General features: G+C 68.4%; 23 protein-coding genes, 1 tRNA gene and 1 pseudogene. 11 read left to right on the top strand and 14 right to left on the bottom strand.

Translation table 11 applies throughout. The annotated features are described in order from the left end of the window. Positions 1 to 66: 66 nt before the first annotated feature. From OG943_RS19635 to OG943_RS19655, 5 genes are all read right to left on the bottom strand, one after another. Complete coding sequence (locus tag OG943_RS19635) at positions 67 to 762, bottom strand: hypothetical protein (RefSeq protein WP_328611241.1); 696 nt, start codon at positions 760 to 762, stop codon at positions 67 to 69. A gap of 71 nt (positions 763 to 833) precedes the next feature. Then, the gene (locus tag OG943_RS19640; protein WP_328611242.1) at positions 834 to 1,538 is read right to left on the bottom strand and encodes a hypothetical protein; all 705 of its coding nucleotides are present in this window, start codon (positions 1,536 to 1,538) and stop codon (positions 834 to 836) included. Positions 1,539 to 1,562: 24 nt separating this feature from the next. Further along, on the bottom strand, positions 1,563 to 2,099 hold the full coding sequence (locus tag OG943_RS19645) for a hypothetical protein (protein WP_328611243.1): 537 nt from the start codon (positions 2,097 to 2,099) through the stop codon (positions 1,563 to 1,565). 357 nt (positions 2,100 to 2,456) lie between these two features. Then, positions 2,457 to 3,368, bottom strand: a complete 912-nt coding sequence (locus OG943_RS19650) for a helix-turn-helix transcriptional regulator (protein WP_328611244.1) — start codon at positions 3,366 to 3,368, stop codon at positions 2,457 to 2,459. A gap of 108 nt (positions 3,369 to 3,476) precedes the next feature. After that, positions 3,477 to 4,241 carry a response regulator transcription factor gene (locus OG943_RS19655; RefSeq protein WP_328611245.1) on the bottom strand — a complete coding sequence of 255 codons (765 nt, stop codon included), beginning with the start codon at positions 4,239 to 4,241 and terminating at the stop codon, positions 3,477 to 3,479. 266 nt (positions 4,242 to 4,507) lie between these two features. Here OG943_RS19655 and OG943_RS19660 point away from each other — a divergent pair, with 266 nt between their 5' ends. Next, positions 4,508 to 5,491: a helix-turn-helix transcriptional regulator gene (locus OG943_RS19660; RefSeq protein WP_328611246.1), complete on the top strand. Its 984-nt coding sequence runs from the start codon at positions 4,508 to 4,510 to the stop codon at positions 5,489 to 5,491. Positions 5,492 to 5,520: 29 nt separating this feature from the next. Here the strand turns inward: OG943_RS19660 and OG943_RS19665 are convergent, their stop codons facing one another. Continuing rightward, positions 5,521 to 5,688, bottom strand: a complete 168-nt coding sequence (locus OG943_RS19665) for a hypothetical protein (protein ID WP_328611247.1) — start codon at positions 5,686 to 5,688, stop codon at positions 5,521 to 5,523. Between the two features lie 245 nt (positions 5,689 to 5,933). Here OG943_RS19665 and OG943_RS19670 point away from each other — a divergent pair, with 245 nt between their 5' ends. From OG943_RS19670 to OG943_RS19680, 3 genes are all read left to right on the top strand, one after another. Then, the gene (locus OG943_RS19670) at positions 5,934 to 6,323 is read left to right on the top strand and encodes a DUF2255 family protein (protein WP_328611248.1); all 390 of its coding nucleotides are present in this window, start codon (positions 5,934 to 5,936) and stop codon (positions 6,321 to 6,323) included. A 199-nt stretch (positions 6,324 to 6,522) separates the two neighbouring features. Beyond that, positions 6,523 to 6,596, top strand: a tRNA-Leu gene (locus OG943_RS19675). 354 nt (positions 6,597 to 6,950) lie between these two features. After that, the gene (locus OG943_RS19680; protein ID WP_328611249.1) at positions 6,951 to 7,403 is read left to right on the top strand and encodes a hypothetical protein; all 453 of its coding nucleotides are present in this window, start codon (positions 6,951 to 6,953) and stop codon (positions 7,401 to 7,403) included. A gap of 685 nt (positions 7,404 to 8,088) precedes the next feature. Here the strand turns inward: OG943_RS19680 and OG943_RS19685 are convergent. Further along, positions 8,089 to 8,484 carry a heavy metal-responsive transcriptional regulator gene (locus tag OG943_RS19685; protein WP_328611250.1) on the bottom strand — a complete coding sequence of 132 codons (396 nt, stop codon included), beginning with the start codon at positions 8,482 to 8,484 and terminating at the stop codon, positions 8,089 to 8,091. Positions 8,485 to 8,576: 92 nt separating this feature from the next. On the opposite strand from OG943_RS19685, the gene OG943_RS19690 reads away from it, so the two are divergent. Together OG943_RS19690 and OG943_RS19695 are read left to right on the top strand one after the other, a co-directional pair. Further along, positions 8,577 to 8,999: a hypothetical protein gene (locus OG943_RS19690; protein ID WP_328611251.1), complete on the top strand. Its 423-nt coding sequence runs from the start codon at positions 8,577 to 8,579 to the stop codon at positions 8,997 to 8,999. Then, positions 8,920 to 9,420 carry an alkylmercury lyase family protein gene (locus OG943_RS19695; protein WP_328611252.1) on the top strand — a complete coding sequence of 167 codons (501 nt, stop codon included), beginning with the start codon at positions 8,920 to 8,922 and terminating at the stop codon, positions 9,418 to 9,420. The genes OG943_RS19690 and OG943_RS19695 overlap by 80 nt, the downstream gene beginning before the upstream one ends. Before the next feature lie 354 nt (positions 9,421 to 9,774). On the opposite strand, the gene OG943_RS19700 is transcribed toward OG943_RS19695, so the two are convergent. The 5 genes and pseudogenes from OG943_RS19700 to OG943_RS19720 form a co-directional block, all read right to left on the bottom strand. Next, the gene (locus OG943_RS19700; RefSeq protein WP_328611253.1) at positions 9,775 to 12,081 is read right to left on the bottom strand and encodes a peptidase domain-containing ABC transporter; all 2,307 of its coding nucleotides are present in this window, start codon (positions 12,079 to 12,081) and stop codon (positions 9,775 to 9,777) included. Then, positions 12,081 to 12,263, bottom strand: coding sequence for a hypothetical protein (locus OG943_RS19705; RefSeq protein ID WP_328611254.1), 183 nt, complete (start codon positions 12,261 to 12,263; stop codon positions 12,081 to 12,083). The genes OG943_RS19700 and OG943_RS19705 overlap by 1 nt, the downstream gene beginning before the upstream one ends. Positions 12,264 to 12,318: 55 nt before the next feature. Continuing rightward, positions 12,319 to 12,768 (bottom strand): ArsR/SmtB family transcription factor, encoded by a 450-nt coding sequence (locus OG943_RS19710; protein ID WP_328611255.1) that lies wholly within the window; start codon positions 12,766 to 12,768, stop codon positions 12,319 to 12,321. Positions 12,769 to 12,946: 178 nt separating this feature from the next. Beyond that, positions 12,947 to 13,651, bottom strand: a complete 705-nt coding sequence (locus tag OG943_RS19715) for a DUF169 domain-containing protein (RefSeq protein WP_328611256.1) — start codon at positions 13,649 to 13,651, stop codon at positions 12,947 to 12,949. A 436-nt stretch (positions 13,652 to 14,087) separates the two neighbouring features. Further along, positions 14,088 to 14,495: pseudogene (locus tag OG943_RS19720) on the bottom strand (GNAT family N-acetyltransferase); the annotation flags it as partial. Between OG943_RS19720 and OG943_RS19725 the strand changes: the two are divergent. Both OG943_RS19725 and OG943_RS19730 read left to right on the top strand, forming a co-directional pair. Then, on the top strand, positions 14,444 to 15,343 hold the full coding sequence (locus OG943_RS19725; RefSeq protein WP_328611257.1) for a CmcJ/NvfI family oxidoreductase: 900 nt from the start codon (positions 14,444 to 14,446) through the stop codon (positions 15,341 to 15,343). The pseudogene OG943_RS19720 and the gene OG943_RS19725 overlap by 52 nt on opposite strands. A 2,088-nt stretch (positions 15,344 to 17,431) precedes the next feature. Continuing rightward, positions 17,432 to 17,644 carry a hypothetical protein gene (locus OG943_RS19730; RefSeq protein ID WP_328611258.1) on the top strand — a complete coding sequence of 71 codons (213 nt, stop codon included), beginning with the start codon at positions 17,432 to 17,434 and terminating at the stop codon, positions 17,642 to 17,644. Here the strand turns inward: OG943_RS19730 and OG943_RS19735 are convergent. Continuing rightward, positions 17,625 to 18,620, bottom strand: a complete 996-nt coding sequence (locus tag OG943_RS19735) for a LysR family transcriptional regulator (protein WP_328611259.1) — start codon at positions 18,618 to 18,620, stop codon at positions 17,625 to 17,627. The two genes, OG943_RS19730 and OG943_RS19735, sit on opposite strands and share 20 nt — an antisense overlap. A gap of 80 nt (positions 18,621 to 18,700) precedes the next feature. On the opposite strand from OG943_RS19735, the gene OG943_RS19740 reads away from it, so the two are divergent. From OG943_RS19740 to OG943_RS19750, 3 genes are read left to right on the top strand one after another with little or no spacing between them, the layout of a single operon-like run. Next, the gene (locus OG943_RS19740) at positions 18,701 to 19,765 is read left to right on the top strand and encodes an amidohydrolase family protein (RefSeq protein ID WP_328611260.1); all 1,065 of its coding nucleotides are present in this window, start codon (positions 18,701 to 18,703) and stop codon (positions 19,763 to 19,765) included. Beyond that, the gene (locus OG943_RS19745; protein ID WP_328611261.1) at positions 19,762 to 21,264 is read left to right on the top strand and encodes an aldehyde dehydrogenase family protein; all 1,503 of its coding nucleotides are present in this window, start codon (positions 19,762 to 19,764) and stop codon (positions 21,262 to 21,264) included. Before OG943_RS19740 ends, OG943_RS19745 begins: the two co-directional genes overlap by 4 nt. Then, positions 21,261 to 22,244 (top strand): amidohydrolase family protein, encoded by a 984-nt coding sequence (locus tag OG943_RS19750; protein WP_328611262.1) that lies wholly within the window; start codon positions 21,261 to 21,263, stop codon positions 22,242 to 22,244. The genes OG943_RS19745 and OG943_RS19750 overlap by 4 nt, the downstream gene beginning before the upstream one ends. A 66-nt stretch (positions 22,245 to 22,310) precedes the next feature. On the opposite strand, the gene OG943_RS19755 is transcribed toward OG943_RS19750, so the two are convergent. After that, positions 22,311 to 22,703, bottom strand: coding sequence for an ankyrin repeat domain-containing protein (locus OG943_RS19755; protein WP_328611263.1), 393 nt, complete (start codon positions 22,701 to 22,703; stop codon positions 22,311 to 22,313). Between the last annotated feature and the right edge of the window lie 48 nt (positions 22,704 to 22,751).

Genomic DNA, 22,751 nt, shown 5'->3' on the forward strand with positions numbered 1-22,751 from the left:
CCATCATCTCTTTCGTCGATCGGCTTTACCGTCAATCGGACTATACCCCGCTTCTTGCCGGCGTGCTCATGAGCTGGGTCCGGTGGTCGGAGACGGTGGTGCGCCGGACGACGCCTCAGTCGAGACCGGTGGGACGGTGGTCTCGACGGCCCCTGGCGGAGCGGCGCCCTTCGATGCCGGTGGGGAGGTGGCGGTGGTCCTCGCGGGGGCGTCAACGGCGCCTGATCGCGGACCCGGGCTCGGAGGCGGCGGCGTCGTGTTCGGATTGTTCGGTGTATCCGCCCCGTCATAGTCGGGGAGACCCCAGATCGGGATGACCGCGGGCGGTTCTTCCTTGACGACGCCCGGCCTCGTGGGAGTACAGCCCACGACGTGGGAATTGCTGACCCAGTTGCCCAGCGTGGCGTGCACGAACAGATAGTGCAGCTTCGGATCGGCGCCGCCCCGGGCCAACGGCCGGTTCACCACCGGACTGGTCAAGGTGACCAGGCTGGCGATCGGATGGTAGTTCCCGTCCGGGTGATTCCCTTTGGCGACCATCCGGATCTGGTAGGTCACGCCCGGCTGCGGTGGGGTGAAGGTGATTCGCGCATCGGTTCCGGCACAGCTCCCGCCGGCGTCGGTCCAGATGAGACCGTCCGGCCGGATCAGCGCGCCGGCCCGGCCGCTCGCGGCACCGGCCCCGGTCAGCCCGTAGGCAGCCGCGGCCGTCGACGACAGGACCAGACCCGAAGCCAGCACGGACACGGCCGTGAATACCATGGACAGCAACGCTTTCCGTCGGGCCGAGACCCGCAGGCCAGCACCCTTCACCCGGACGTTCCGGCACCTGTTCATCGCCGCGCCCCCTGCGCGCGACGACGCCGGGCACCGAGCAACCGCAACGCGATCCCGGCGAGCAGCAGGGCGAGCGCGATCCCGGTCAGCGCCAGGACCGAGACCCCGGTGAACGCGAGTTTCCCCGGCCCCGAGCCGCTGTTGCTCGCCTGCTCACCGACCGGCCCCGAGCCCTCGTGGCCGGTCCCCACCGGCACACCGGCCTCGGGCCCGGAACCCGGCGGACCGGGGGCGGTGCCCGTCGGCGGGACCACGCTCGCACCCCGGTCATCCGCGACGCCGACGGCCCGTGTCTCGACGATGAACGTCACGCCGAGACACGCGTCGGTCGCCGCCGCGGACAGGGTCAGCGCCCCCGGCACGACAAAGGAAGCCTTGCCGGACGCCGGCACGAAGAGCCCGCCTGCCGGTTGCCGGTCGTTGGTCGTGAGCAGGCCGACCGGGCAGCCCACCGGGTTCGAGGAGGACTTCACCCGGTCGAAGAACAGCGACACCAGCCGCACGCCGAACCCGTTGGGATTGGTCACGGTGAACTGCGCGGCGCCGGTCCTCCCGGGCAGGAGGTCGGCCACCGGCTCGCCCACCGCGTTCAGCGTGACCGGTTCCGGCGGCTCCGCGGCCGCCGCCGTGCCGCCCGCACCGACACCGCCCACCATCAGGACCGCGGGTACCGCGCTCAGCAAGAGCAGTGGTCGTCTCATCCCCACTCGCACCCCGTCGGCTCGCTATCCGGCTGCTGTCACGGCATCGATGGCCGTGACCTTCACGACCACCTTCGCGCCCTGACAGCCGTTACCCGCATCGGCCGACAAGCGGATGGCGCCGGGGATGGAGCCCGTCTCCGCCGTCGCGTTCGCCGGGACGGTGAGCGGCGGGGTGATGGTGATGGGCGCGGTGGGCACGCTGAAGTTCTCCGGACCGCAGGTCTGCCCCGCGACCGGTTCCACGGTCAGCCCGCCGATGCTGATCTTGTTCACCTGGACCGCGAACCCGTTCGCGTTCGCCACGGTGAAGGACGCCGCGCCGGTCCCACCGGGCAGCAGGTCGCCCTGGGGGTCGGCGACCTGGGTGAACACGAGGGCTTTCAGGTCACCCGCGCCGAGCGCCCGGCCGGACGCGTCGCCGCCGCCCTGGATGGAGAACGCCGCGATGGCGCCGCCGGTCAGGGCCATCGCCCCGACGGCGACCCCGATCCCCGCCATGACGGTCTTGAATCGACGGCTGTGCTTCGGCCCGGTCACGTGCTCGGAATCGTTCGCCATGATGAAGTGTTCCTTCTCTGAGAATTGCGACAACACCCAGAACGGGCTGCCCAATTCCTACGGGAGCGTCGGAAAGAACACCACACCTCACTGTGAAAGTACCCGCCAAGGGTGATATCCGGCGACGCGAGCCGGCCGCGTATCAATGCCGATCAGTTCTTCTCTCCCCCACGCTGGTGAGATCGGGCCGCCGGACGCGGAAATCCGGGTAGGCTCCCCTCGAGCCGCGATCTCCATTTCGGACGATGCGGCCGGCCGAGCGGGACCTGGCGGGGGGCCGGATCCGATAGCCGGGTCCCGCTACGGTCTGAACTGGACCCATCGCGAACCGCAGCAGGAAATGGTTCAGCGTAAGGGTCATCGGCTCGAATATCCGGGCCGGGCGGCACTCCGGCGGAAAACCAGCGGCGACTCGCCGGTCACCTCGCGGAACACATGGGAGAAATGCTGTGCACTGTGGATACCGACCGCCTCGGCGATCTGCCTGATGCTGTGGTCCCGATACGTCGGATCGGCGAGCAGCGCTTTCGCTTTGTCGATTCTCGCGCTGCGGATGAAGCTCGCGACCCCGGCACCGTCGAACAGCTGGTACAGCCTGCGCCGGGAGACCGCGTGCGCGGCGGCGACCGTGCTGACGGAGAGCTGGGCGTCGGTGAGGTTCCGCCGGATGTAGCGCTCGATGTGCTCCCGCTTCGCGGCTCCGGGGCTGACGTCGCGATCGGTGTCATGGATCGAGCGAAGGATCAGCTCGGCCAGCCCGGTCAGATAGTGGTCGAGGCCGACCACGTCGATCGCGGGCCGCCCGTCCGCGCCTCGCGCGGCGGTGATCGGCATGATGTTCTCGATCAGCTGGCGCAGATCCCGGCTCAGCCCATACGGCCGGTAGAGGACCCGGTTCACGGTCGCCGGCGGCAGCTGGATCACCGACAAGTCGACCCGGATGACGTGCCACCGGCAGGCACCCTCCTGGATCACCGTGAACGGCACCTCCGACGAGCCCGCGAACAGGTGGCCGGCCGGGACGTCGACCCGGCGTCCCTGGGTGAGCACGGTGGTCCGCGCCTGGTCGAACACGGCCAGGAACAGCGACCTGCCGCCCCCGTCCCCACCGATCCGCCAGGTACCGCGGAGCAGGTCGTGCGCGCCGGCGCCGACCGCCGTGTCGGCGCCGGCCCGGATCTCGAGGTGCACGGCGGTCGGCGCGTCGCGGAAAACGTGCTCGATCTCGACGTCGCCGAGGAGGCGCCGCAGCGCCTGGCAGACTTCCATCCCGGTTTCTCCTCGCCTCGCCTGCGCTCAGTGTCGGAGAAGCGAACGACGGGAGGGAACCCGCCGGGACGAATCGGCAAAAAGGGCGAACGGACAGGCAAGACGGAGCTATCCGCGTTGCGAAAAATCCGATCTCGCCGGACGCGGAAACAGTACCGGAACCGGAAAGCTTTCCGGGGAGAGGATGCGCAACCGGAAACCGCGCGAAACGGCGTCGGCGCGGCTCTGCGCCCCGAGCTTGCGCATCGTCGACTTCGCGTGTGTGCGCACCGTTTCCACCGAGATGAACAGGATGTCCGCGATCTGCCGGTTCTGCAGTCCTTCCGCCATCAGGTGCAGCACCTGGACCTCGCGGCCGGTGAGCAGCCGGCCGGCCGGGCGGACCGGTCCACTGTGGCCACCCGGCAGCCGCAGCGAAGACGGGAGCTGGGGCCGGCCCCGCACCGCCAGGCGCAGGCCGTCCAGGAGCTGCTCGACCGCGGACGAGGCATCGAACGCCGCGAACGCCCCGGTCTCGAAGGCGAGAGCGGCCCGCTCACGGACCCGCTCCCCCGGCTTCAGCAGGACAGCAACCCGGCTGTCCTGGCGGCTTTCCGAGAACAGCCGCACGAAGCCGAAGTGCGGGTCAGCCTCCTCGTGCACCCAGACGAACGCGGGCCGGAGCATCCGATCGAGCTGGAGCCCGGCGTCCATGGTGGATGCCGCGTGCACGACGACATTCCCCCCGGACTGCTCCAGCAGCCTGGCCATGCCCTCACGGACGAACAGCGACGGGCAGACGACCAGGAACCGGCCGGGACCGGCGCCCTCGGTCCTGGCGTTCGCCCGGAATGCGAAAACCGCCGCGGCGTCCCGGATTTCGACCTGTGTCATTTTTTCGTCCTTCCTCCGAACACGGGGACCGGCAACGAGAAACGGTTCCGGGTCAGCGCGATGGCCGCCAACTGTAAGGCAAAGTGGAAGGATCACACTGGGTCAGCTGTACCGATTTCTTGCCGATTCGTGCATCTTCTCCGGTCACCCGGGAGAGGGATGAACGGCCGCCGCATATTTGACTTCCGGACCCGCGCGTCCCACAATCACGATCAATCGCGCCCATCCCACCGGAAAGCACCAGGGCGGCCCGCGGAGGTGATGGTGTGTCCCAGCCGGACGGCCCCCTGCGCCCCCTGGTCCAGCGCCACACCCTCGGGTGGACCCCCGGTGGCAGCGCCTGGACGCAGTTCCAGCACGAGCTGGACAAGATCGACACGACGTCGGTGTCGCTGGCCAGTCCCCATCAGGCGGACCACCACGCGGACGTGGGCGTCGTCCGGATCGACGAGTTCGCGATCGCGCACGGCGAACTGCCCTCGGTCCGGGTGCTGAAGGAGGAACTGGGCGAGACCGCGGCCCTGTACCTGCGCGAGGGCACGCCATGGACCGTCCGGAACGGACGGACGGACTTCACCCACCACCACGGCGAACTGGTGGTCGCCGGCGCCGGCACGCACGAGGCGCTCAGCCACGAGCGTGGCCGGACGACCGGGCTCTGGGTGCCGCTGGACCGGCTCACCGTTCCTTACCGCGAACTCAGGCCGATGCTGATGCAGTCCGTCCCGCTGGACACTTCACTCCGCCGGCTGCTCTCGGTATCGGCGACGGAGCTCGCGAGGTCCGGCGAGTCGGACGCGGTGGGCGCCATGCACTACCTCAGCGGCCTGGCCGACCTCGTGCTGCGTTCGCTGCTCGGCCGCGACCCGGACCACGCCCTGACCCGCGACGCGCGGCGCGAGCAGATCATGGAATACCTCGACAACCGCCTGTCCGACACCGGGCTCACCGTGGACGAGGTCGCCGGAGCACACCACATCTCCCGGACCAAGCTCTACGAGATCTTCGGCGGCGACGGCATCGCGAGCTACCTCCGCGGCGCCCGGCTCGACCGGGCCAAGGCCATGCTGCTCGACGCCCGGCGCGCACACGAAACGATCGGGAGCATCAGCCGTCAGGCCGGATTCACGAACCAGTCCCACTTCACCCGGGCGTTCACCAAGGAATTCGGCGCGAGCCCGGGTGATTTCCGTGCCGCCGCAGCGGAAATGCGGCGCCGCCGTGATGAGCAGCCGCCGCAAGACGGGTGAACCCCCGGACCCCAGCGGACGTACGGCCCTCAGCGCTCCTGCTGCGGTGACCGGTCCTCGTCCGCCGGAGGTTTCCGGGTCGGCGGGTCGATCTCGGCCAGCAGCTCGCCGAGCTTGCGGTCGGCCGCCCTGAGCCTGATCACGATGAACAGCACCAGCACCGCGAGGAAAACCGGCACCACCACACTCCAGCACACGGCAGACTCCGTTCCTCAGGCCCGGCGGCGGAAACAGCGCAAGAACGCGGTTCCGGCCCGAAGCCGCCCGGCCCGCGAAACTCGCCGGGACCCCGGTCTCCGGAACCGCAGGTCCACCCATCTGAGCACATCCGCCATTGTCGCCCGGACGAACGGCCGCGGATGCCGTCGACGTGCACGAACGTTGCCGCTGCGTGCAGACTCTCTCTTCCCCACCAGCGGCCGAGTGAGGGTAACTTCGCGTCATGACTGCGACCTGGACTCCGGACGACCTACGGCGAATAGGTTCCGCCGACGAACTGCAGATCGCCGCCAGACGTGCCGACGGAACCCTGCGTCGCTGGTTGCCGATCTGGGTCGTGTGCGTCGGCGAGCAGGTCTATGTACGAACCTGGTACCGGCGGAACACCGGTTGGTTCGGTCACGTGCTGGACTCCCGCCGGGCCTGCATCCGCGTTCCGGGCCTGCAAGCCGACGTCGCCGCCGAGGACGTCGCCGCCGGACCGGATCAGCTGCGCGCGGACATCGACGCTGCCTATCGCGCCAAATACGGCCGCTACGGCACCTCGACGGTCGCGCAGATGGTGGCCGCCAAGGCCGCGGCCACGACCCTGCTGCTCAGCCCGGAGCCGTGACCGCGCCCCGCTTGCCCCAGGCGTGACCGGACCAGCCCGGTGAGCTCACGACGTTGTTCCCGGGAAAGGCTTTCCGCGCCAAAAGCGGGCTCACCGGCCCCCGGCGCCGAGGATCCGGTCCGTCCCATCGGCCCGACCGCGGAGCCCGACCCCGGAGCTCCGGTGGCCGGGCTGATCGCGTAGAGTTTCGACGAGTCACGCCCCCGTAGCCCAACTGGCAGAGGCAACGGATTCAAAACCCGTCCAGTGTGAGTTCGAATCTCACCGGGGGCACACTCCAGAACCCCACAAGCGCCCCGGCGTCAGCGCCGGGCTTCTCTTGCGAGTTCATCTGGTCGTTGATCCTTTCTGCGGTGCCCGTGATCTCGGGCACCTGTTCTCCCTGGTCATGGACCTGGACATGGAGCTGGACCACTTCGAACAGCGTTCGAAGCAGGGTGGCTGGTGCCTTGGCCAGGTTGACGGTGAGGTAAGGGAGCGAGTCCAGCAGCGACAGGTCCTCCGAACTCGGCTGAGCAGGCTCCGCACTGGTCTCCTCACTCACAGTGGTCGACTTCGCGGCCAGGTCGGTGCGCTGGGTTTCGAGGTCGCTGTAGCGGCTGAGCTTCCCCCTGTAGCCCGGACACCTTGGCCACGCTCACCGCGTGCGGCGGCGGCTCGACGACGTCCGGATCCACCGGCGGCACAGCCGCGACGGCGAAGACCGCGGACCAGGTGACCGCCGACATCACCGCCAAGATCCCCTCCGCCAAGCTGTTCAAAAGCTACACCGCGGCCGACGACCCGAACCACCAGCTCGGCCGGCCGAACGGCTACACCTCGAAGACGGCATTCAGCGACAGCCGCGTCCCAGCCGACCAGGCTGAGTTCGCCGAACCGGACGTCGTCGAGCGGGGCGGCAGCGTCGAAGTGTTCGCCGACGAAGCCGGTGCGAAGACTCGCATGAACTACATCCAGGAGATCGTGAAGAAGCTCCCTGCCGCAACGGAGTACGACTACCTCAACGGGCCCGTGCTGGTACGGGTGTCGAAGCTGCTGACCCCCGACCAGGCCAAAGAGTACGACGCCGCGCTCAGGTAGTCGTCCGAGGAGTTCGGCGCTCCCCGAAGCAGCCAGCGAGACGCAGTGACGCTGGAGAGGCTCGGGCAGTTTCGAGGTTCCGATCCACCACGCCCCGGAACGCGTCCAGAGCGGCCTGGTCGGCGTCGCCGCGATCGCCCCGGCCAACCATTCCCTCGGCCTGGTGCGGGCCGGCGCCCTGAGCCCGGACGTCGGGGAAGGCTTCGCGTTCACCCCGCTGTTCCTGGCCGGCGCCATCGCCGGCGACCCGTCTAGGCGACCGGCACACCATCAGAGTCGCAAAGAGCTTCACCTCCTGCAAGTGCCCCTCCGAAGCACGTTCGCCTTCATCGGGTAGCTCGGACGGGGGTGACGTCCACTCGCCGCCAGTCCGGGCCGTGGCGACCACAGCGTCAGACCGAACGAGGTCGGCGCCCCGCCAGCCGGTAACGCTCGGCGACGGCGGGGCCACACGACGCACTGACCAGACCTGCGTGTCCGGTATCAAGCCAGTGGTCGCGGGACCTGTGGTGATCGGCAGCACCGCGGAGACGGCGTCGTGCGGTGGAGGTCGGTTCAGCGGACGGGGCTGCGGCGTTCGAGGAAGACGGTGTCGTGCCGGACCACCGTCGCGTTGGGCGATGCGTTCGCGGATGCCGATGGTGCGGTAGCCGGGACGTCTGCAGAGATCCGAAGTTCGGTGAGGTCAGTTGGAGAGGATGCCGCAGACGGCGTCGCCGGTGCAGGTGGTGGGCTGGAAGCTTGCGGCGCGTGCTTTCAGCTCGCGGAGGTCGGCTTCGGCAGTGCGAAGGTCGGCGATGCGCCGGCGCACCTCGCTGAGCCGCTGGCCGATGAGTTCGGCGACGTGTCCGCACGGCGGGTGGCCGCTGTCCCGGATGGTGAGGACGTCGCGAATTTCGGTGAGGGTGAGGCCTGCGGCCTGGGCGGAGCGGATGAAGACGAGCCGGCCAGCCGCGTCTGAGGTGTAGTCGCGATATCCGCTGGAGGTCCGAGCGGGTTCGGGCAGGAGGCCGGCCTGTTCGTAGAAGCGGATGGTTTTGGTGTTGACCTGCGCTGTCCGCGCGAGCTCACCGATGCGCATGACGATGGACTCTACTCCTTGACCTTCCACTGGGATGGAAGGTTTACGGTGCTGGTCAAGATCGGGATCGGCGTTCTGCGAAGTGGTGTGCGATGGAGCTTGTCGTGTTGTCCGTGCCCGACTGCCCGAATGTGGCGCTGCTCGACGAGCAGCTGGCGACGCTGCTGGTCGGCCGCGACGACGTCCAGCTGATGCACCGGCAGATCACGGACCTGGACCAGGCGAACCGTGAGGGTATGCACGGTTCGCCGACGATGCTCGTGGACGGGACCGATCCGTTCGCCGATCCGGACGCAACGCCAAGCGTGTCGTGCCGCCTGTTCCCCGACGACCGTGGGCATCTGCGGCGCTCGCCATCTTTTGCGGCCTTGACAGCCGCGCTCGCTCCGGCAAGCGCGGCGTCGCCTGGCGCCGGTGGAGGGCGGGCAGCGGGCGATGCAGCAGGCTGTGCTGCGCTCGTTCGCGGCAACGGGACGTCCGCCGGCGAAGGAGACACTGGACCGCGTCGCGGCTGATGGATCGTTGACGGCCGCGGAAGTGCTGTCCGCGCTGCACCGCGGCGACTACGCTCGCCTGGACACGGCTGGACGGATCGTCGCGGCCTGCCCGTTCTCGCCCGAGCCCACTCGCCATCGCGTCACGTTGCCCGGCGGTCGCACCGTGTTCGCGATGTGCGCGATCGATGCCCTCGGGATTCCCGCCATGCTCGGCACGGACGCCAGGATCGACTCGGCCGGTCTCGGTGGACATGGCATCGTCGTGACCGTGCGTGGTGCCCAGGCCGAGGCGGTCTGCTGCGGGCATCTCAACTTCGCCAGCCGGTCAGCCGCGGGAACGTGGACTGCGGCACATCCGGATGTGCCGGGCACGGTCCTCGAGCTGGATCAGGCCCACGAGCTGGGTCGCGAAATTTTCGGCCCGTTGCTGAATTCCTGATCTTCCCCGCGGCGACGGCGTCCGCCCGCTTCCCTCGTGCGCGGGATGCACGGGGCGCGGGGCGTCGTGGTGTCCGGTGGTGCGGCGTTGGAGGTGCGGCGGGTTTCACGGCAGGATGGGTGCGCGCCCCCTTGGTGGCGGGCGCACGATGGCCGGGTGGTGAGCGGGCCAGGGTAAGACTGGCCCGCTCACCACCCGGTTTCTTCGAACCGCCGCGTGCGGCGGTCGTCTTCTAGCAGACGCAGCCGCCGTCCGGGGACATCGCGCAGGCCTGTGTGCCCTGGCCGCCCTGCACCTCGTCGAGCTCGGCTTCGGTGAGCTCGGGCACGGTGGTGGTTTCGTTCTCCATGGTGGTCACCTCCTCTCGGTGTCTGGCCGGGTGTGGTTCTCCCCGCCCGGAATGGCGGTGAGGATCGGGGGCCGCGCGGCGTCGGGCTGCTCGCCGGCGGCGTCGCCGTGGGCGTGGGCCGGTTCGTCGATCTGGGCGGCGACGAGCCGCGCGTAGTGCCCGCCGTGGCCGAGCAGTTCGCTGTGGGTGCCTTGCTCGGCGATGCGGCCTTGGTGCAGCACCAGGATCTGGTGGGCGTCACGCACGGTGCTGAGCCGGTGGGCGATGACGATCTGCACGCACCGCAGGCCGGCGAGGTTGTGGTGGATGCGGGCTTCGGTGGCGGCGTCGAGGTGACTGGTGGCCTCGTCGAGCAGCAGGATCCGGGGATCGCGCACGAGCGCGCGGGCGAGGGCGAGGCGCTGGCGCTGCCCGCCGGACAGGCCGGTTCCGCGCTGGGCGAGCTGGGTGCGGTAACCCATGGCCATCGCGGCGATCTCGTCGTGCAGGCACGCCAGCCGCGCGGCCCGTTCGATCGCGTCGGCGGGGATTGTGCTGTCGCGCAAGGTGATGTTGTCCGCGACGGTGCCGCTGAACATGAACGGTTCCTGCGGGACGACACCGATCTGGCCACGCAGCGCGCGGGGGTCGAGGTCGCCGGCGGGAACGGTGTCGAAGCTGATCCGGCCGCCGGTCGGGGTGTAGAGCCCGAGCAGCACCATCCCGAGGGTGGTTTTGCCCGATCCGGTCGAGCCGACGACGGCGATCCGTTCACCGGGGCGGATCCGGGTGGAGATGTCGTGCAGGACCGGTGGGCTGTAGGGGTCGTAGCGGAACCCGACGTCCTCGAGGTCGATCCGCCCGTGCAGCTGATGCCCCGTCGCGGCAGGGAGGCTGCGTTCGGGCGGGGTGTCCAGGACGTCGGCGAGCCGTTGCAGCTGAGCGCCGGCCAGTTGCAGCCGCTGGCCGTTGGCCACCACGGTCGCCAGCGGGGCCACGATGGCGGAGGCGAGCCAGGTGACCGCGAGCATGGTGCCGGGCGTCATGGTCCCGGCCAGCACCCGCACCGCGCACAGCCACAGCACCAGCAGCGGGGTCAGCACCCGCAGCGCCATCGTGATCGCGTCGACGACCGCGGCGAGGTAGGTACGGCCCAGGGTGGCGGTCATCCAGCCGGTGAGCAGTTGCGCGAGACGGCCCATGGCGCGGTCTTCGGCGGCGGCCGCCTTGTAGGTGGCGATGCCTTCGAGGGTCTCGACGAGGTAGCCCTGGGTTTCGGCCTGGGTGGCGAGGTCGGCGGCCATGCGCTCGCGCACCGAGCGGGTCGTGGCGATCAGCAGCAGCACCACGACGACGATGACGCCGAGCACCGCCAGCGCCACCGGCACGTCGAGCGCGGCCAGCACGGCGAGGTAGGCCAGGACCAGCACCGCGTCGAGCAGCGACCCCAGCGTCTGGCCGGTCATCAGGTCGCGCAGCATCGCGATGCTGCCGAAGCGGGTGACGATGTCGCCGGTGCTGCGCTGCTCGAAGAAGCGCAGCGGCAACCGGAACAGGTGCGCGCTGAACCCGAGCAGGGCGGCGGTGTCGAGGCGGCCTTGCAGGTACACCAGCAGCGACGACCGCACCAACGTCGTGAGCAACTGCGCCACGGTGACCACGGCGATCCCGACGCCGAGCAGTGTCATCAAAGCCGTCGCGCGCAGCGCGGGCAGGTCGTCGACGACGGTCCGGGTCGCCAGCGGCATCGCCACCACCAGCGCCTGCGCGATGACGCTGACCGCGAGCACGTGCAGCAGCAGCCGCACGGTGCCGGGGATCCGGCACAGCGACCGCAGGTAGGACCGCCAGAACGGCTCGACCGCGGCGGACCGGGGCGCGAACCCGTCTCCGGGGCGCGCGGTCAGCACCGCCTTGCCCAGACCCGCCCGGAACTCGGCGTGGGCGAGCCGCCGGCGGCCGCGGCGGGGATCGACGATGTCGACCCGGCGCGGCGAGATCCGTTCCACGACAACGTAATGGTTGCCCTCCCAGTGCGCGATCGACGGCAGGGGGAGCTTCGCGACCGACTCCGCGGTGGCGGCGTAGCCGGCCATCCGCAGGCCGCTGGCCCGCCCGGCCCGCAGCAAGCCACTCGCGCTGACCCCGTCGCGTCCCGGCGCGCACACCTCACGCAATTCACGGACCGGCGTGGGGCTGCGGTGGAACGCCAGGATCATCGACAGGCACGCCAACCCGCATTCGGCGTTACTTGACTGCAGCACCAACGGAACCCGGCTCCGCCGGCGCCGGACGCGTGCCAGCACCGCGGCCGGCCCGAAGCGGGTAGCCATCACAGCGTCCGTCCCATCAGCACCAGCAGCACGGCCAGGCCGGTGAGCACGAGCAGCAGGCCCAGCCACAGCAGCCGCACCGCCACGGGCCGGACCGGCGCGGGGAACACGTCGCGTTCGCGGGCGGTGGACCAGTGGCCGCTTTCGTCGCCGAACAGGATCCGTTTCTTCTTCCGCGCCAACGGTTTCACCCCCTCTTCCGCTCGCGAAGACCGCCTACGTCGAATACCTCGATCGTCACGTGCCGGAGGTGACCCGGTGGGCCGCGGCGCCGGGCGGGTCGGCCGGCGCACGGCGCGGCGGGGCCGTCTCGTCCAGATCGATCACGACACCGAGGTTCCGCATCGCGTCCCGGTCGACCGAGTAGTACGCCCAGATACCTCGCTGCTCCCGCCGCAGCAGTCCCGCGGTCACCAGCAGTTTGAGGTGATGGCTCACCGTCGACTGGGCCAGGCCCATCGCCACGGTGATGTCGTACACGCACACCGGTTCGCCGCTGCCGGCCAGGAGATTCACCAGCTGCACCCGGTGCGCGTGACCGAGTGCCTTGAACAGCACCGAGATCTGCGACGCCTCGTCGAAGGACAGCCGTGGTGTGCTCAGCGGCACGCTGCACAGCGGAACCCCCGACGGCGGGACCGGCGCGCATTCGGCGGCCGACGGGCGCACCACCACGGTCTCGTCCACAGCCGCTCCCCACTGAAGATGCTAGATCGAGGAACTTCGATGTATTAGATCAGAGTTCGTCGATGTGACCGAAGGTAGTAACCGGTGGCTCAACGCACAACCCCTGCCACCGGAATGGTCCAGCCACACCGAGGGCAGGGGCTTGTCACCGCGCAGACGCCGCAACCGGCGTCACGGATCAGGCGAAGGTGGCCTTCGCGGTCTCGTAGAACTGCTTCATCCCGGCGTTGGCGGTCACCGTGACCTCCAGCGCGGCAACGAACTCTTCGGCCTTGCCGCCGGGAAGCACGGCCAGAATCCGGTCATCGGCGATATCGGTGAACGTGCGCATCCCGATGCACCCCAGCGCCAGCCGCGGCGCCTGCGACTCCAGCGCCAGTGGCAACGCCGCGCACCCGGGGCGGCCCGACACGTCCATCGGGGTCGACGTCCATTTGGCGTTGCCCGCCGCCTCGTTGTAAACCATCGCCTGGGCCGGAGTCAGCCACAGGAGAACGAGATCGGCGGCGGTCGGGAATTCGGCCAGCGGACCGTACACAATTCCCGAACTCTTGCGCTTGACCGTCGGGATGTTCGCCGCCTCGTCCGGATCAAGGTAGCGGGCGTCGCACATCGACTGCACGAGGCCGCCGAGCTGCTCACCGGTCGCCGGCGGCAACTCGAAGCCCATCACCATCGCTCCGACCGGGCAGTTGAAATGCTGCTCGGCGGCCGCGTAGAACACTCCCTTTTCCGCGACACGCCAGAAGTTACAGCTGGAGGGAACGGCCTCGGTGGAGACCGCGACACCGTCGGGTGGCGCGTCGACGAACGTCAACGCCACCGGGGCGAAGTCGGCCGACAACAGCTCCGAGATCCGTGCTGCAACGTGTGCGTATTCCATGAATGTGCCTTTCACTAAGGTCATCTGATGGTGGCGGAACACGCACTGGCCGAGCCGGGGGTTTCCTTCCTTGAATCGTGGCGATCGGCCAATAATGTGTCCCCAGATTCCCTCTACGATCCACGTAAAGGATGCGGTATCCGGTCCAAGGCAGATGGGAAGCGCTCGTGAACGTCCCGGGTAAGACGAGACGACGAGCCCCCTGAACCCACCCCCTCGATCACGAGCGTCACGCTCTGTCGAGGCGCGACTCGTTCATGATCAAGAAACGGGACACGCCTCCCCGTACCCACCTGGATCCTGCCCGTAGCCGGAGACACCGCGCGCCGTCCACCCGGGTGCAGTTACACCCCGATAGCGCGTTTTCGATACGTTTCTTTCACCGAAGCCCAGCGCCCTACACCAGCGGAGACTCGAACACTCCGTCGACGTCGGTTCAGCTGACGGGGCTGCGGCGTTCGAGGAAGACGGTGTCGTGCCAGCTGCCGTCGCGTTGGGCGATGCGTTCGCGGATCCCGACGGTGCGGTAGCCGGCCGCGTGGTGCAGGGCGAGGCTGGCGCGGTTCTCGGTGAAGACCGACGTCTGCAGGGTCCACAGGCCGGCGTCGTCGGCGGCCATGACCTGCTTGCGCAGCAAGGCATTCCCGACGCCGCGACCACGCTGGCCCTCGGCGACGTAGACGGAGGTTTCGGCGACGCCGGCGTAACAGTCGCGTGTGGACACCGGGCTGGACGCGGTCCAGCCGACCACCTCGCCGTCGCGCTCGGCGACCCAGCGGTGCCCGGGGAACGATGACCGCCCAGGCTCTCTCGTCGGTGACGGTGCCCTTGCGGTACGCGGGCCCGGCCGAACCCGCCGGAATCTTCTACGCCGGCCAGCACGCGGCCGCCACGGCCCGCTTCCGCTCCGTCGGCACCGCCATCACGAACGCCCGGCCGATCCGCGGGGACTTCCGTCTCGACGTGTACGGGTTCGCGCTGGTCAAGCACCAGACGAAGGTGCAGGACTTCACCGACACCGAGGAGGTCGAACTGGTCTACAAGGCCGAACTGGAGGAGCTGGTCAAGGCGGCGACCGGCGCGGTGAAGGTCGTCGTCTTCCACACGATGGCGTGCTTCGAGGACGGCGAGAAGCGAGGCGAACGCCCGCCTGCACGCGCAGCGCACGCCGACTACGACGGCGCGAGCTTCGAAGTCTGGATCCGCCGGGCCATGGGCGCGGAGGCCGATGAGTGGCCGGCGGGACGCTGGTCCGAAATCAACGTCCGGCGCGGCATCCGCCCCGTCGAGCGAGTCCCCCTCGCCGTCGCCGTCGCCCGCACCACCGGCCTGGACCAGTACGTGCCGGTCCCGATCCACGAACGCCCGGACCAGCCGATGCCGTTCACCGGTCTCAATCTCGTGCACGACCCGCAACAGCGCTGGTACTACTTCCCGGACACGCAGCCGGACGAGGCACTGCTGTTCCGCCTCTGGGACACCGACTCCTCAGTGCCGTTCCCGGTGGCGCACAGCGCGATCGACGACCCCACCTCGCGCCCCGGCGCAGCCCCGAGGGCCAGCGTCGAGGGACGCACCGTGGCGTTCTTCGGCGGAGAGAAGCTGATTCCCGCCCTGTTCGGGGGTTCGTTCTCATCGAGGCTCGGCGGTCGGGCCGATCTTGAGTACGGGCCTTCCACTGGGGTGTCGTGACTGGGCAGGTCGGCTGCCGATCCCCACGGCTGTCGGATTGTTCGCCCGCTGGCGGTCGTCTCGACAACCGGTGCCCGCGGAGCTGCCCGAGGTGCGCGTCTTGGTCGAGGTCGCGCTCGCCACCGTGTGCGGCAGCGACCGGCGCACCGTGCTCGGCCACCGCCGTGCCCGAGCGTGCTGGGCCACGAGCCGGTCGGCACGGTCGCGGCGTTCGGGGCGGGCGGGTCGGCCGAGGCGGTGGACGGGTCCCCCTGGCGGTGGGGACCGTGTGGTCTGGTCTGTGCCGGCGCAGTCTCGTGCAGAAGTGTCGGCGGCTGCGCAAGTACGGTCACGAGCGGCTGACCGCGGACTGGCTGGCGCCGGAGCCAGGCGCGAAAGCGGATCGTCTTCAGTCTGCCTGTCGACATGCCTGCTGGTCGTGTCGATGTGGTGGGTTCGTTCAATGATTGGACTCTGGGCCGGCATGACCTCCAACCCGCACATGCGGGCGCCGCTCGACCACCTTCGAGGTCGCCGCGAGAGTAGTTGGCGGGGTGTCTCAGCCTGCCGTCACTATCAAGTTGGGTGGAGCAGTGCAATACTCGACTAACCGTCCATTGTGGAAGATTTTACCCGCATCTGAAAGGTAGTTGCGGGCAACCAGAATACTTCTTAGAGTGAGCAGACGGGGCGTTACACCGAACGGTGATCAGGAACGCGGCCAAAGCGGGGATTACGAGTTAAAAAGACTGTCGGTCCACCGTTGAAATCATTATCATTTCGAATGAATTATCAACGAGGAGGAGAATTGATCTCTGCATGGAATTCTAGAATGCGTAAAACACTGACTCTAATGGCTGGCCTGTTGCTGGCAGCGGGCACCATGCTGACCACAGCTCCGGCCGCCTCCGCAAATCAGACACCATCGACCGCCGCTCGCGCCTGTGGTCCCACGAACGCCGTGGATTACGGCAAGGTCTACTTCTCTCAGACAGAGAATATTTATGATCAACGAAGCAGTGGATCGCAGGTGTGCGGAGTCGCGCGGGCGGACACGGTGCGACCTGGTAATGAAGTCTGCAATGGCTGGGTGTTAGTGCAAGCCACAAATGGAATCTGGGGGTGGGTGCCCTTGGCCAAATCCTCGCCAAGTGCAACCATACCGAATGCCTGCGACTAAACATTTTGGCCGTGATGCGACGATGTGAGCACGAGTGGCTATGACGCCGAGTTGTCCTGGCGCGAGGCGCCGGCCAGATGTGGCGTGAGCAGTTCGGGCGGGCTGGCGATTGAGAGGGCGACGTCGTAGAAGCGGATGTCCTCTGTGCACCCTTCCACGGTGGGGTCGCGGGCGATTTCGGTGTTGATTAACTGCAAGGTCGTGGCTTGGCGTGCGGTGCAGACGAAGTGAAGGCGTTCGACCTCGACATCGGAGATGCAGGTATTTCGTTTTGCCGCCGCGGCCGCGGACGCAGCGGCTGTGCGACCGCATTCGCCGACATCGTCACCACGGCGCGGCGCTCGAGGGCCCCGACGGGACACGCTCGCCGTGCGAACATTTAGAGCAGCAGTAGGACTTTCGGTCGGATTGAAAATTTACCACCGCCAATTGCCGGCCAGCGTAGTCAACAATTATTCGCACATGCCGCCGACTTCGATTTTGAATGAAGAGATCGTAGATCTCGGCCCGGAATCGAATCGCATTCGAAATCGCCTGCTGCGGAAGCTGTCGTCGGACGAACCGATGCCCGACGTGGACCGTCGAGCAGATTACTAGCGCTGCTGGAATATCCGAGGCCCAGCTGCACGCGTTGAGAACGGACCATGACCGCCGGACTCGATCCTGAAAGTGATTCGGCTTGCCGATACACTCGGGCCGCAACGCCTGGAAGCAGTCGAGCGCGCTTACGCGGAGTTCACCAGGTGCCGGAACGATCCACGAGGCCAGTGACGTCAGCGAACCACCATCCGGCCCGATCGCGCGTGCTTCTGCGCGAGTTCGCGCCAGCGCGTGATCGCCATCGCGGCCGTCGGCACGGCGTCGATTCGCTTGCCGACGGCCTGACGGTCCGGCTTGTCCGGCCGTAGCTGGCCGGCGTCCCCGGCGGGATGCCGGACCTCTACGGCAACCGCGAGAACAAGGGCCACCGTGGTGGACGACCGCCGGCGTTCGACAAGGAGATCTACAAGCAACGCCACGCGGTGGAGTGCGGTATCAACCGTCTCGAGCGCAACCGTGCGGTGGCCACCCGATACGACAAGCTGGCCGTCCGTTACGAGGCCACGGTCGTCATCGCGGCGATCAACGAGTGGCTTCCATGACATCCGAAACATGCCCCATCAGACTTCGTAACCACTGATGCCCTGGATCCACGTCGTGCACCGGGTGCCACCAGAATGCCTCGATCAGCGGCACGGCGTCGAACGGGCAGTCGAGCACCCGGATGCCGGGTCCCGCAGCCGCGGCGAGGCGAGCGGGAACGATGGCGATCGTGTCCGTTTCCGGCAGTAACCAGAACACCACGAGAAACGACTCCGCGGTGGCCGCTATCCGCGGGCTGACACCGAGAAGTTCCATCTGCCGCCACCCAGGAGAACGGCCGAGATAGTTGGCGAACGTGGCCACCCACGGCATCCGGCTCAGGTCGTCCATGGTCAGCAGGTCGCCGACGAGCCGATTGTCAGCGGCCACCACACACACCCAGCGATCGGTGTACAGGTCGTGGTGGCGGGCCGAGTCCAGGAACCCGTGGGGCAGCAACACCCCGTCGACGGTGCGCAGGTAGTCGTCCTGCTCGTCGAGCAGCCGCGGAGTTGCCGGCGTGAATCGCAGGCTCACCTCGGGTGCGGAGTTCCGGACCAGCCGGAGAAGCGCCGCGCCGGCGGTACCGATGCCGTTGTCGGACGAGACGATGGTGAATGTCCGCGTGCTGGTGCGCGGGTCGAAGGCGGTTTCGGCCGCGAACGTGCGCTCGACGGCCGCGACCGCGGCAGAGGCCAGCGGGCGCAGCCGTTCCGCGAACGGTGTCAGCCGATAGTGATTGCCGGCCCGTTCGAGCAACGGGTCTCCGAAGTGCTTGCGCAACTGGCTCAACGCCTTCGACAGTGTCGGCTGGGTCCTCCGCAACAGGACGGCAGCGCCGGTCACGCTGCGCTCGTCCAGCAGGGCGTGCAACGCCTGCAGATGCGTGGAATCCAGCCCGAACGACAGCAACGCGTCGTTGCACCGCTGGTCTCCACTGTCCGGTTGATGCGGTGCGAACACGACATCACTATAGCCAGGAGGAATGTTGACCATACGCAATATGCTCTACGTTCTGGATCTCTCTCGGCGCACGATCGAGGTGAACCCCGCCTCGCCGTGCTGAAGGAGCGATCGTGTGCCACCCCGTCATCGATGTCCACGCCCATCTGTGGGCCGCCGACATCGAGTCGGCCACCGAAGCATTGCCCGGTCGCGCCGAACAGCGCCGCCTGGAACACCGGCGGCTGGGCGACGTGTCCGCCGACGTCGGCGCCAGCCAGTTGCGCAGCCGTCTTCCGCTCCTGGTCGATGTCGACCAGCGGCTGGCCGCCATGACCGCCGCCGGCATCGACGCACAGGTCGTGTCCATCACACCGACCCAATACCACCACTGGATCCGAGATCCGGCCGCCGCCCGTGAACTCGCGCACCTGACCCACGAGGTCATCGCCGCGCACTGCGCCGCACGCCCGGAGCAACTTGTCGGACTCGGTGTCATCCCCCAGCAGTTCCCCGCTCTCGCCGCCGACGCGCTCGACGACGCCTTCGCCCACGGGCTACGCGGTGTCGAGATCTCGACGCACGCACCGGACCCGGACCGTGGCGCGCCGATCGAGCTGTCTGATCGGCGGTACGACGATTTCTGGGTCCGAGCCGTTCACCTCGGCGCAGTGATCTTCCTGCACCCCTGGGGCTGCACGCTCGACGACCGGCTCTCCCAGTGGTACCTGTCGAACAGCGTCGGACAGCTCGTCGAACACACCGTGGCCCTGTCCCACCTCATCGTCGGCGGAGTGCTGGAGCGGTTCGGGCAGTTGCGAGTGATCGTCGGGCACGGCGGTGGCTATCTTCCCGGCACGATGACGCGCGCCGATCACGCCTGGCGCGAACGTCTCGACGCCAGGACCACCCCGCGACCGCCGAGTAGCTACCTGCCCCAGCTGTTCTTCGACAGCCTCGTCCACGAGCCCGCCGCACTGCGCCGGCTGGTGGACGAGGTCGGGTACGACCATGTCCTGCTCGGGTCCGACTACCCGTTCGACATGGGCGACCCCGACCCCTGCGGGCGGCTGAGGGCAGCCGGGCTCGAACCGCGTGCCATATCGGCGGTAGCCGGCGGCAACGCCGCCCGGATCGGACTCGCACCAGGCCCGCGACCGGTCACCTTGAGCTCCACCGACCAGAAGGAGGCAACGTGAGCAACAACCTCGAGGTCATCCGGCTGCGCTGGTCGTCGGCAGCGGGCGAAGACCGCTTCACCGTGGAGAACCCGGCGACCGGCGACACCGTCGCGGTGATCCAGGGCTCCGGAGCCGCCGAAGTCGACGCCGCCGTGAAAGCGGCGCACACCGGCTACCTCGGCTGGCGGATCCGTCCTGCCGCCGAGCGCGGCCACTATCTGCGGCTGATCGCCCAGACGATCCGCGACCACGCCGACGAGATCGCCGAGCTCGAGACCCTCGACAACGGCAAGCCGTTCACCCAGGCCCGCGACTTCGACCTCGTCGCGGCTGGCGGCATCTTCGACCTGTACGCCGGCCTTATGACGGCAGCGCCGAGTACCGCGGTGAACAACGGGCCACTGCTCGACGTCACGACCCTCGAACCGTACGGCGTCGTCGGCGCGATCGTGCCCTTCAACTGGCCGCCGATCCACACCGCGGGCAAGATCGCCCCGGCCCTCGCGGCCGGCAACGGCGTGGTACTCAAACCCCCGGAGCAGGCGCCACTGGCCGTGCTCCGGCTGATCGAACTCATTCAGGACGCGCTCCCCGACGACGTCGTGCACGTCGTCCCTGGTCGTGGGCCGGTCGGCGCCGCGCTGGCCGCACACCCGATGATCGGCAAGCTCTCCTTCACAGGGGCTCCGAGCACAGGGGTCGCCGTGGTGAAGACAGCCGCCGACAACCTCACCCCGGCCCTGCTCGAACTAGGCGGCAAGAACCCGCTCATCGTCTTCGACGACGCCGATCTCGGATCGGTCGTCCCCTGGATCATCGAGGGTGGCTTCTTCAACCAGGGCGAAGCCTGCACCGCGGCATCTCGGATCCTGGTACAGGACCCGGTGTACGACGAGGTCGCACGCCGGGTCGGGGACGCTGTGCGCCGACTCGAAGTCGGTGACGGCGCCAAGGCTGGCACCCACGTCGGGCCACTGGTCACGAGCCGGCAGCGGCAGCGCGTGCTCGACTACCTCGACATCGGCCGCGCCGAAGGCGCCGTACTCGCCGCGCAAGCCGACCTTCCGCGTGACCCGACGCTGTCCGACGGCTACTTCGTGCGGCCGACACTGCTCACCGAAGTGACGCCCGGCATGAGGGTGGCCAACGAGGAGATCTTCGGACCGGTCGTCACCATGATCCGGTTCGGCACGGAGGAGCAGGCGGTCCGTATCGCCAACGGCACACCATTCGGACTGGTCGCCGGCGTGTTCAGCACCGACGCGGAACGCGTGCTGCGGGTGGCCAACGCGGTCCGTGCCGGTCAGGTGTTCGTCAACCACTACAACCGCGCGGCGGTCGGCGTTCCGTTCGGCGGAGTCGGCGCCAGCGGCTACGGACGCGAGCACGCCCGGGAGACCCTGCGCGAATACGGCTACAGCAAGAGCCTGCGCATCCCCAACGGACTCGGACCGATACCCCGCTGGCAGCCCTCACTCGACATCACCCGGCCCGACGAAAACAGGAAGCCCTCATGACCGCCACCGGCTGGATCGACATCCACGCGCACTTCTCCACACCGTCCACCGACGAGCAGCGGCACGCGGCGTGGGAAGCGATGCACAAGCTGTGCTTCATGGCACCGCACCCCCACGTCTGGACCCCCGAAACGGCCCTCGCGTCGATGGACCGCGCCGGTGTCGCCATGCAGCTGCTGAGCAACGTCCCCCACACTCACGCAGCGCTGCGCGATGCCAACACCTACGGCGCCACGCTTGTCGCCGACCACCCCTCACGGTTCGGATTGCTCGCCGCGCTGCCGAGCGACGACCCGGACGCCGCGCTGGCGGAACTCGACCGTGCCGGCGGTGAACTGTCCGCCGATGGCTGGGCGGTCAGCACCACCTATGCCGGCGTCAACCTTTCCAGCCCGTCACTCGAACCGGTGTGGGCCGAGCTCGACCGGCGGCACGCGACCGTGTTCGTTCATCCGGACACCACGGCCCTGCCGCGGCTGGGGTTGCCCACGCCCCTGGTCGAGGTCGCGTTCGACACGGCCCGGACGGTGGTGGCGATGATGTACAGCGGGGTGTTCCGCCGGCACCCGGACATCCGTTTCGTACTGGCCCACTGCGGCGGCGCTCTGCCCGGGCTGTCCGGGCGGATAGGTCTGCTCGGCACCGAAGCCTGGGTTCCAGGTGCGGCCGGGATCACCTCCGACGAGATCCGCGCACAGCTGGGTCGCCTCTACCTCGACACCGCCGCTTCCGGCACCGACGCCAACATCGCCGCCGCGCTGGCCATGGTGCCGGCCGACCACATCGTCTACGGCACAGACTCCGGCGTTCCCTGCAGCACCGAGGACACCATCGCCGCCAACATCGCCGCGCTGCGCGACTCGACGGTCCTCGATGGCGCACAGGTCGACCACATCGGCAGCCGTGCCTTCGACTTGCTCCCCTCGGCAGCCCACCGCCACTGCGGTGGGGACCCGAATACCACTTCGCCTGCCCGATGAAAGCTCGCCGTGCGCTTCGCAGGCGCAACCACCAGCCCCAGCAGCCCATCCTCTCAACGCTGACCGCTAATCGACGTCGTCAAAAAACTGATTGACATCGTAATTTGCGATGAGCCGAGCCAGCCCGGCAGGAGTCTGCCCCGAACCATTGACGTTGCGTGGATCAGCCCCGTGCCGGCGAAGCAACTGAATGACATCACCTCGCCCCTGCGAAGTGAACACTGCCACGAATAGCGGCGTGTTCCCATACTTGTTAACCGCGTCGACCGCGGCTCCGGCTTCAAGCAGCGCCTCGGCGACCTCGACGTTGCCCTGCTGGGCCGCCAGGTGGAGCGGGACGAAGCCGTCACGGTCCCCAAGGTTCGGGTCTTGCCCCTCCGCCAGGAGCGCGCGGGCTCGGTCGGCAGTACCTTCAAGTGCACTGTAATGCAGCTCAGAGCGCCCTTGGCGGTCAACCATGCCGATGTCTCGATGAACCGCCGCCGGGTCCGGTCTTCAAGCTGAGCC

Origin of the sequence: Amycolatopsis sp. NBC_00345, from assembly GCF_036116635.1 — a bacterium.
In the GTDB taxonomy this organism is placed as follows: domain Bacteria; phylum Actinomycetota; class Actinomycetes; order Mycobacteriales; family Pseudonocardiaceae; genus Amycolatopsis.

What these genes read in the sequence shown, in the direction of transcription:
- OG943_RS19635 (WP_328611241.1), bottom strand. Translation starts at nt 762, where the DNA reads ATGGTATTCACGGCCGTGTCCGTGCTGGCTTCGGGTCTGGTCCTGTCG.
- OG943_RS19640 (WP_328611242.1), bottom strand. Translation starts at nt 1,538, where the DNA reads ATGAGACGACCACTGCTCTTGCTGAGCGCGGTACCCGCGGTCCTGATG.
- OG943_RS19645 (WP_328611243.1), bottom strand. Translation starts at nt 2,099, where the DNA reads ATGGCGAACGATTCCGAGCACGTGACCGGGCCGAAGCACAGCCGTCGA.
- OG943_RS19650 (WP_328611244.1), bottom strand. Translation starts at nt 3,368, where the DNA reads ATGGAAGTCTGCCAGGCGCTGCGGCGCCTCCTCGGCGACGTCGAGATC.
- OG943_RS19655 (WP_328611245.1), bottom strand. Translation starts at nt 4,241, where the DNA reads ATGACACAGGTCGAAATCCGGGACGCCGCGGCGGTTTTCGCATTCCGG.
- OG943_RS19670 (WP_328611248.1), top strand. Translation starts at nt 5,934, where the DNA reads ATGACTGCGACCTGGACTCCGGACGACCTACGGCGAATAGGTTCCGCC.
- OG943_RS19685 (WP_328611250.1), bottom strand. Translation starts at nt 8,484, where the DNA reads ATGCGCATCGGTGAGCTCGCGCGGACAGCGCAGGTCAACACCAAAACC.
- OG943_RS19690 (WP_328611251.1), top strand. Translation starts at nt 8,577, where the DNA reads ATGGAGCTTGTCGTGTTGTCCGTGCCCGACTGCCCGAATGTGGCGCTG.
- OG943_RS19695 (WP_328611252.1), top strand. Translation starts at nt 8,920, where the DNA reads ATGCAGCAGGCTGTGCTGCGCTCGTTCGCGGCAACGGGACGTCCGCCG.
- OG943_RS19700 (WP_328611253.1), bottom strand. Translation starts at nt 12,081, where the DNA reads ATGGCTACCCGCTTCGGGCCGGCCGCGGTGCTGGCACGCGTCCGGCGC.
- OG943_RS19715 (WP_328611256.1), bottom strand. Translation starts at nt 13,651, where the DNA reads ATGGAATACGCACACGTTGCAGCACGGATCTCGGAGCTGTTGTCGGCC.
- OG943_RS19725 (WP_328611257.1), top strand. Translation starts at nt 14,444, where the DNA reads ATGACCGCCCAGGCTCTCTCGTCGGTGACGGTGCCCTTGCGGTACGCG.
- OG943_RS19730 (WP_328611258.1), top strand. Translation starts at nt 17,432, where the DNA reads ATGCCGGACCTCTACGGCAACCGCGAGAACAAGGGCCACCGTGGTGGA.
- OG943_RS19735 (WP_328611259.1), bottom strand. Translation starts at nt 18,620, where the DNA reads ATGGTCAACATTCCTCCTGGCTATAGTGATGTCGTGTTCGCACCGCAT.
- OG943_RS19750 (WP_328611262.1), top strand. Translation starts at nt 21,261, where the DNA reads ATGACCGCCACCGGCTGGATCGACATCCACGCGCACTTCTCCACACCG.
- OG943_RS19755 (WP_328611263.1), bottom strand. Translation starts at nt 22,703, where the DNA reads ATGGTTGACCGCCAAGGGCGCTCTGAGCTGCATTACAGTGCACTTGAA.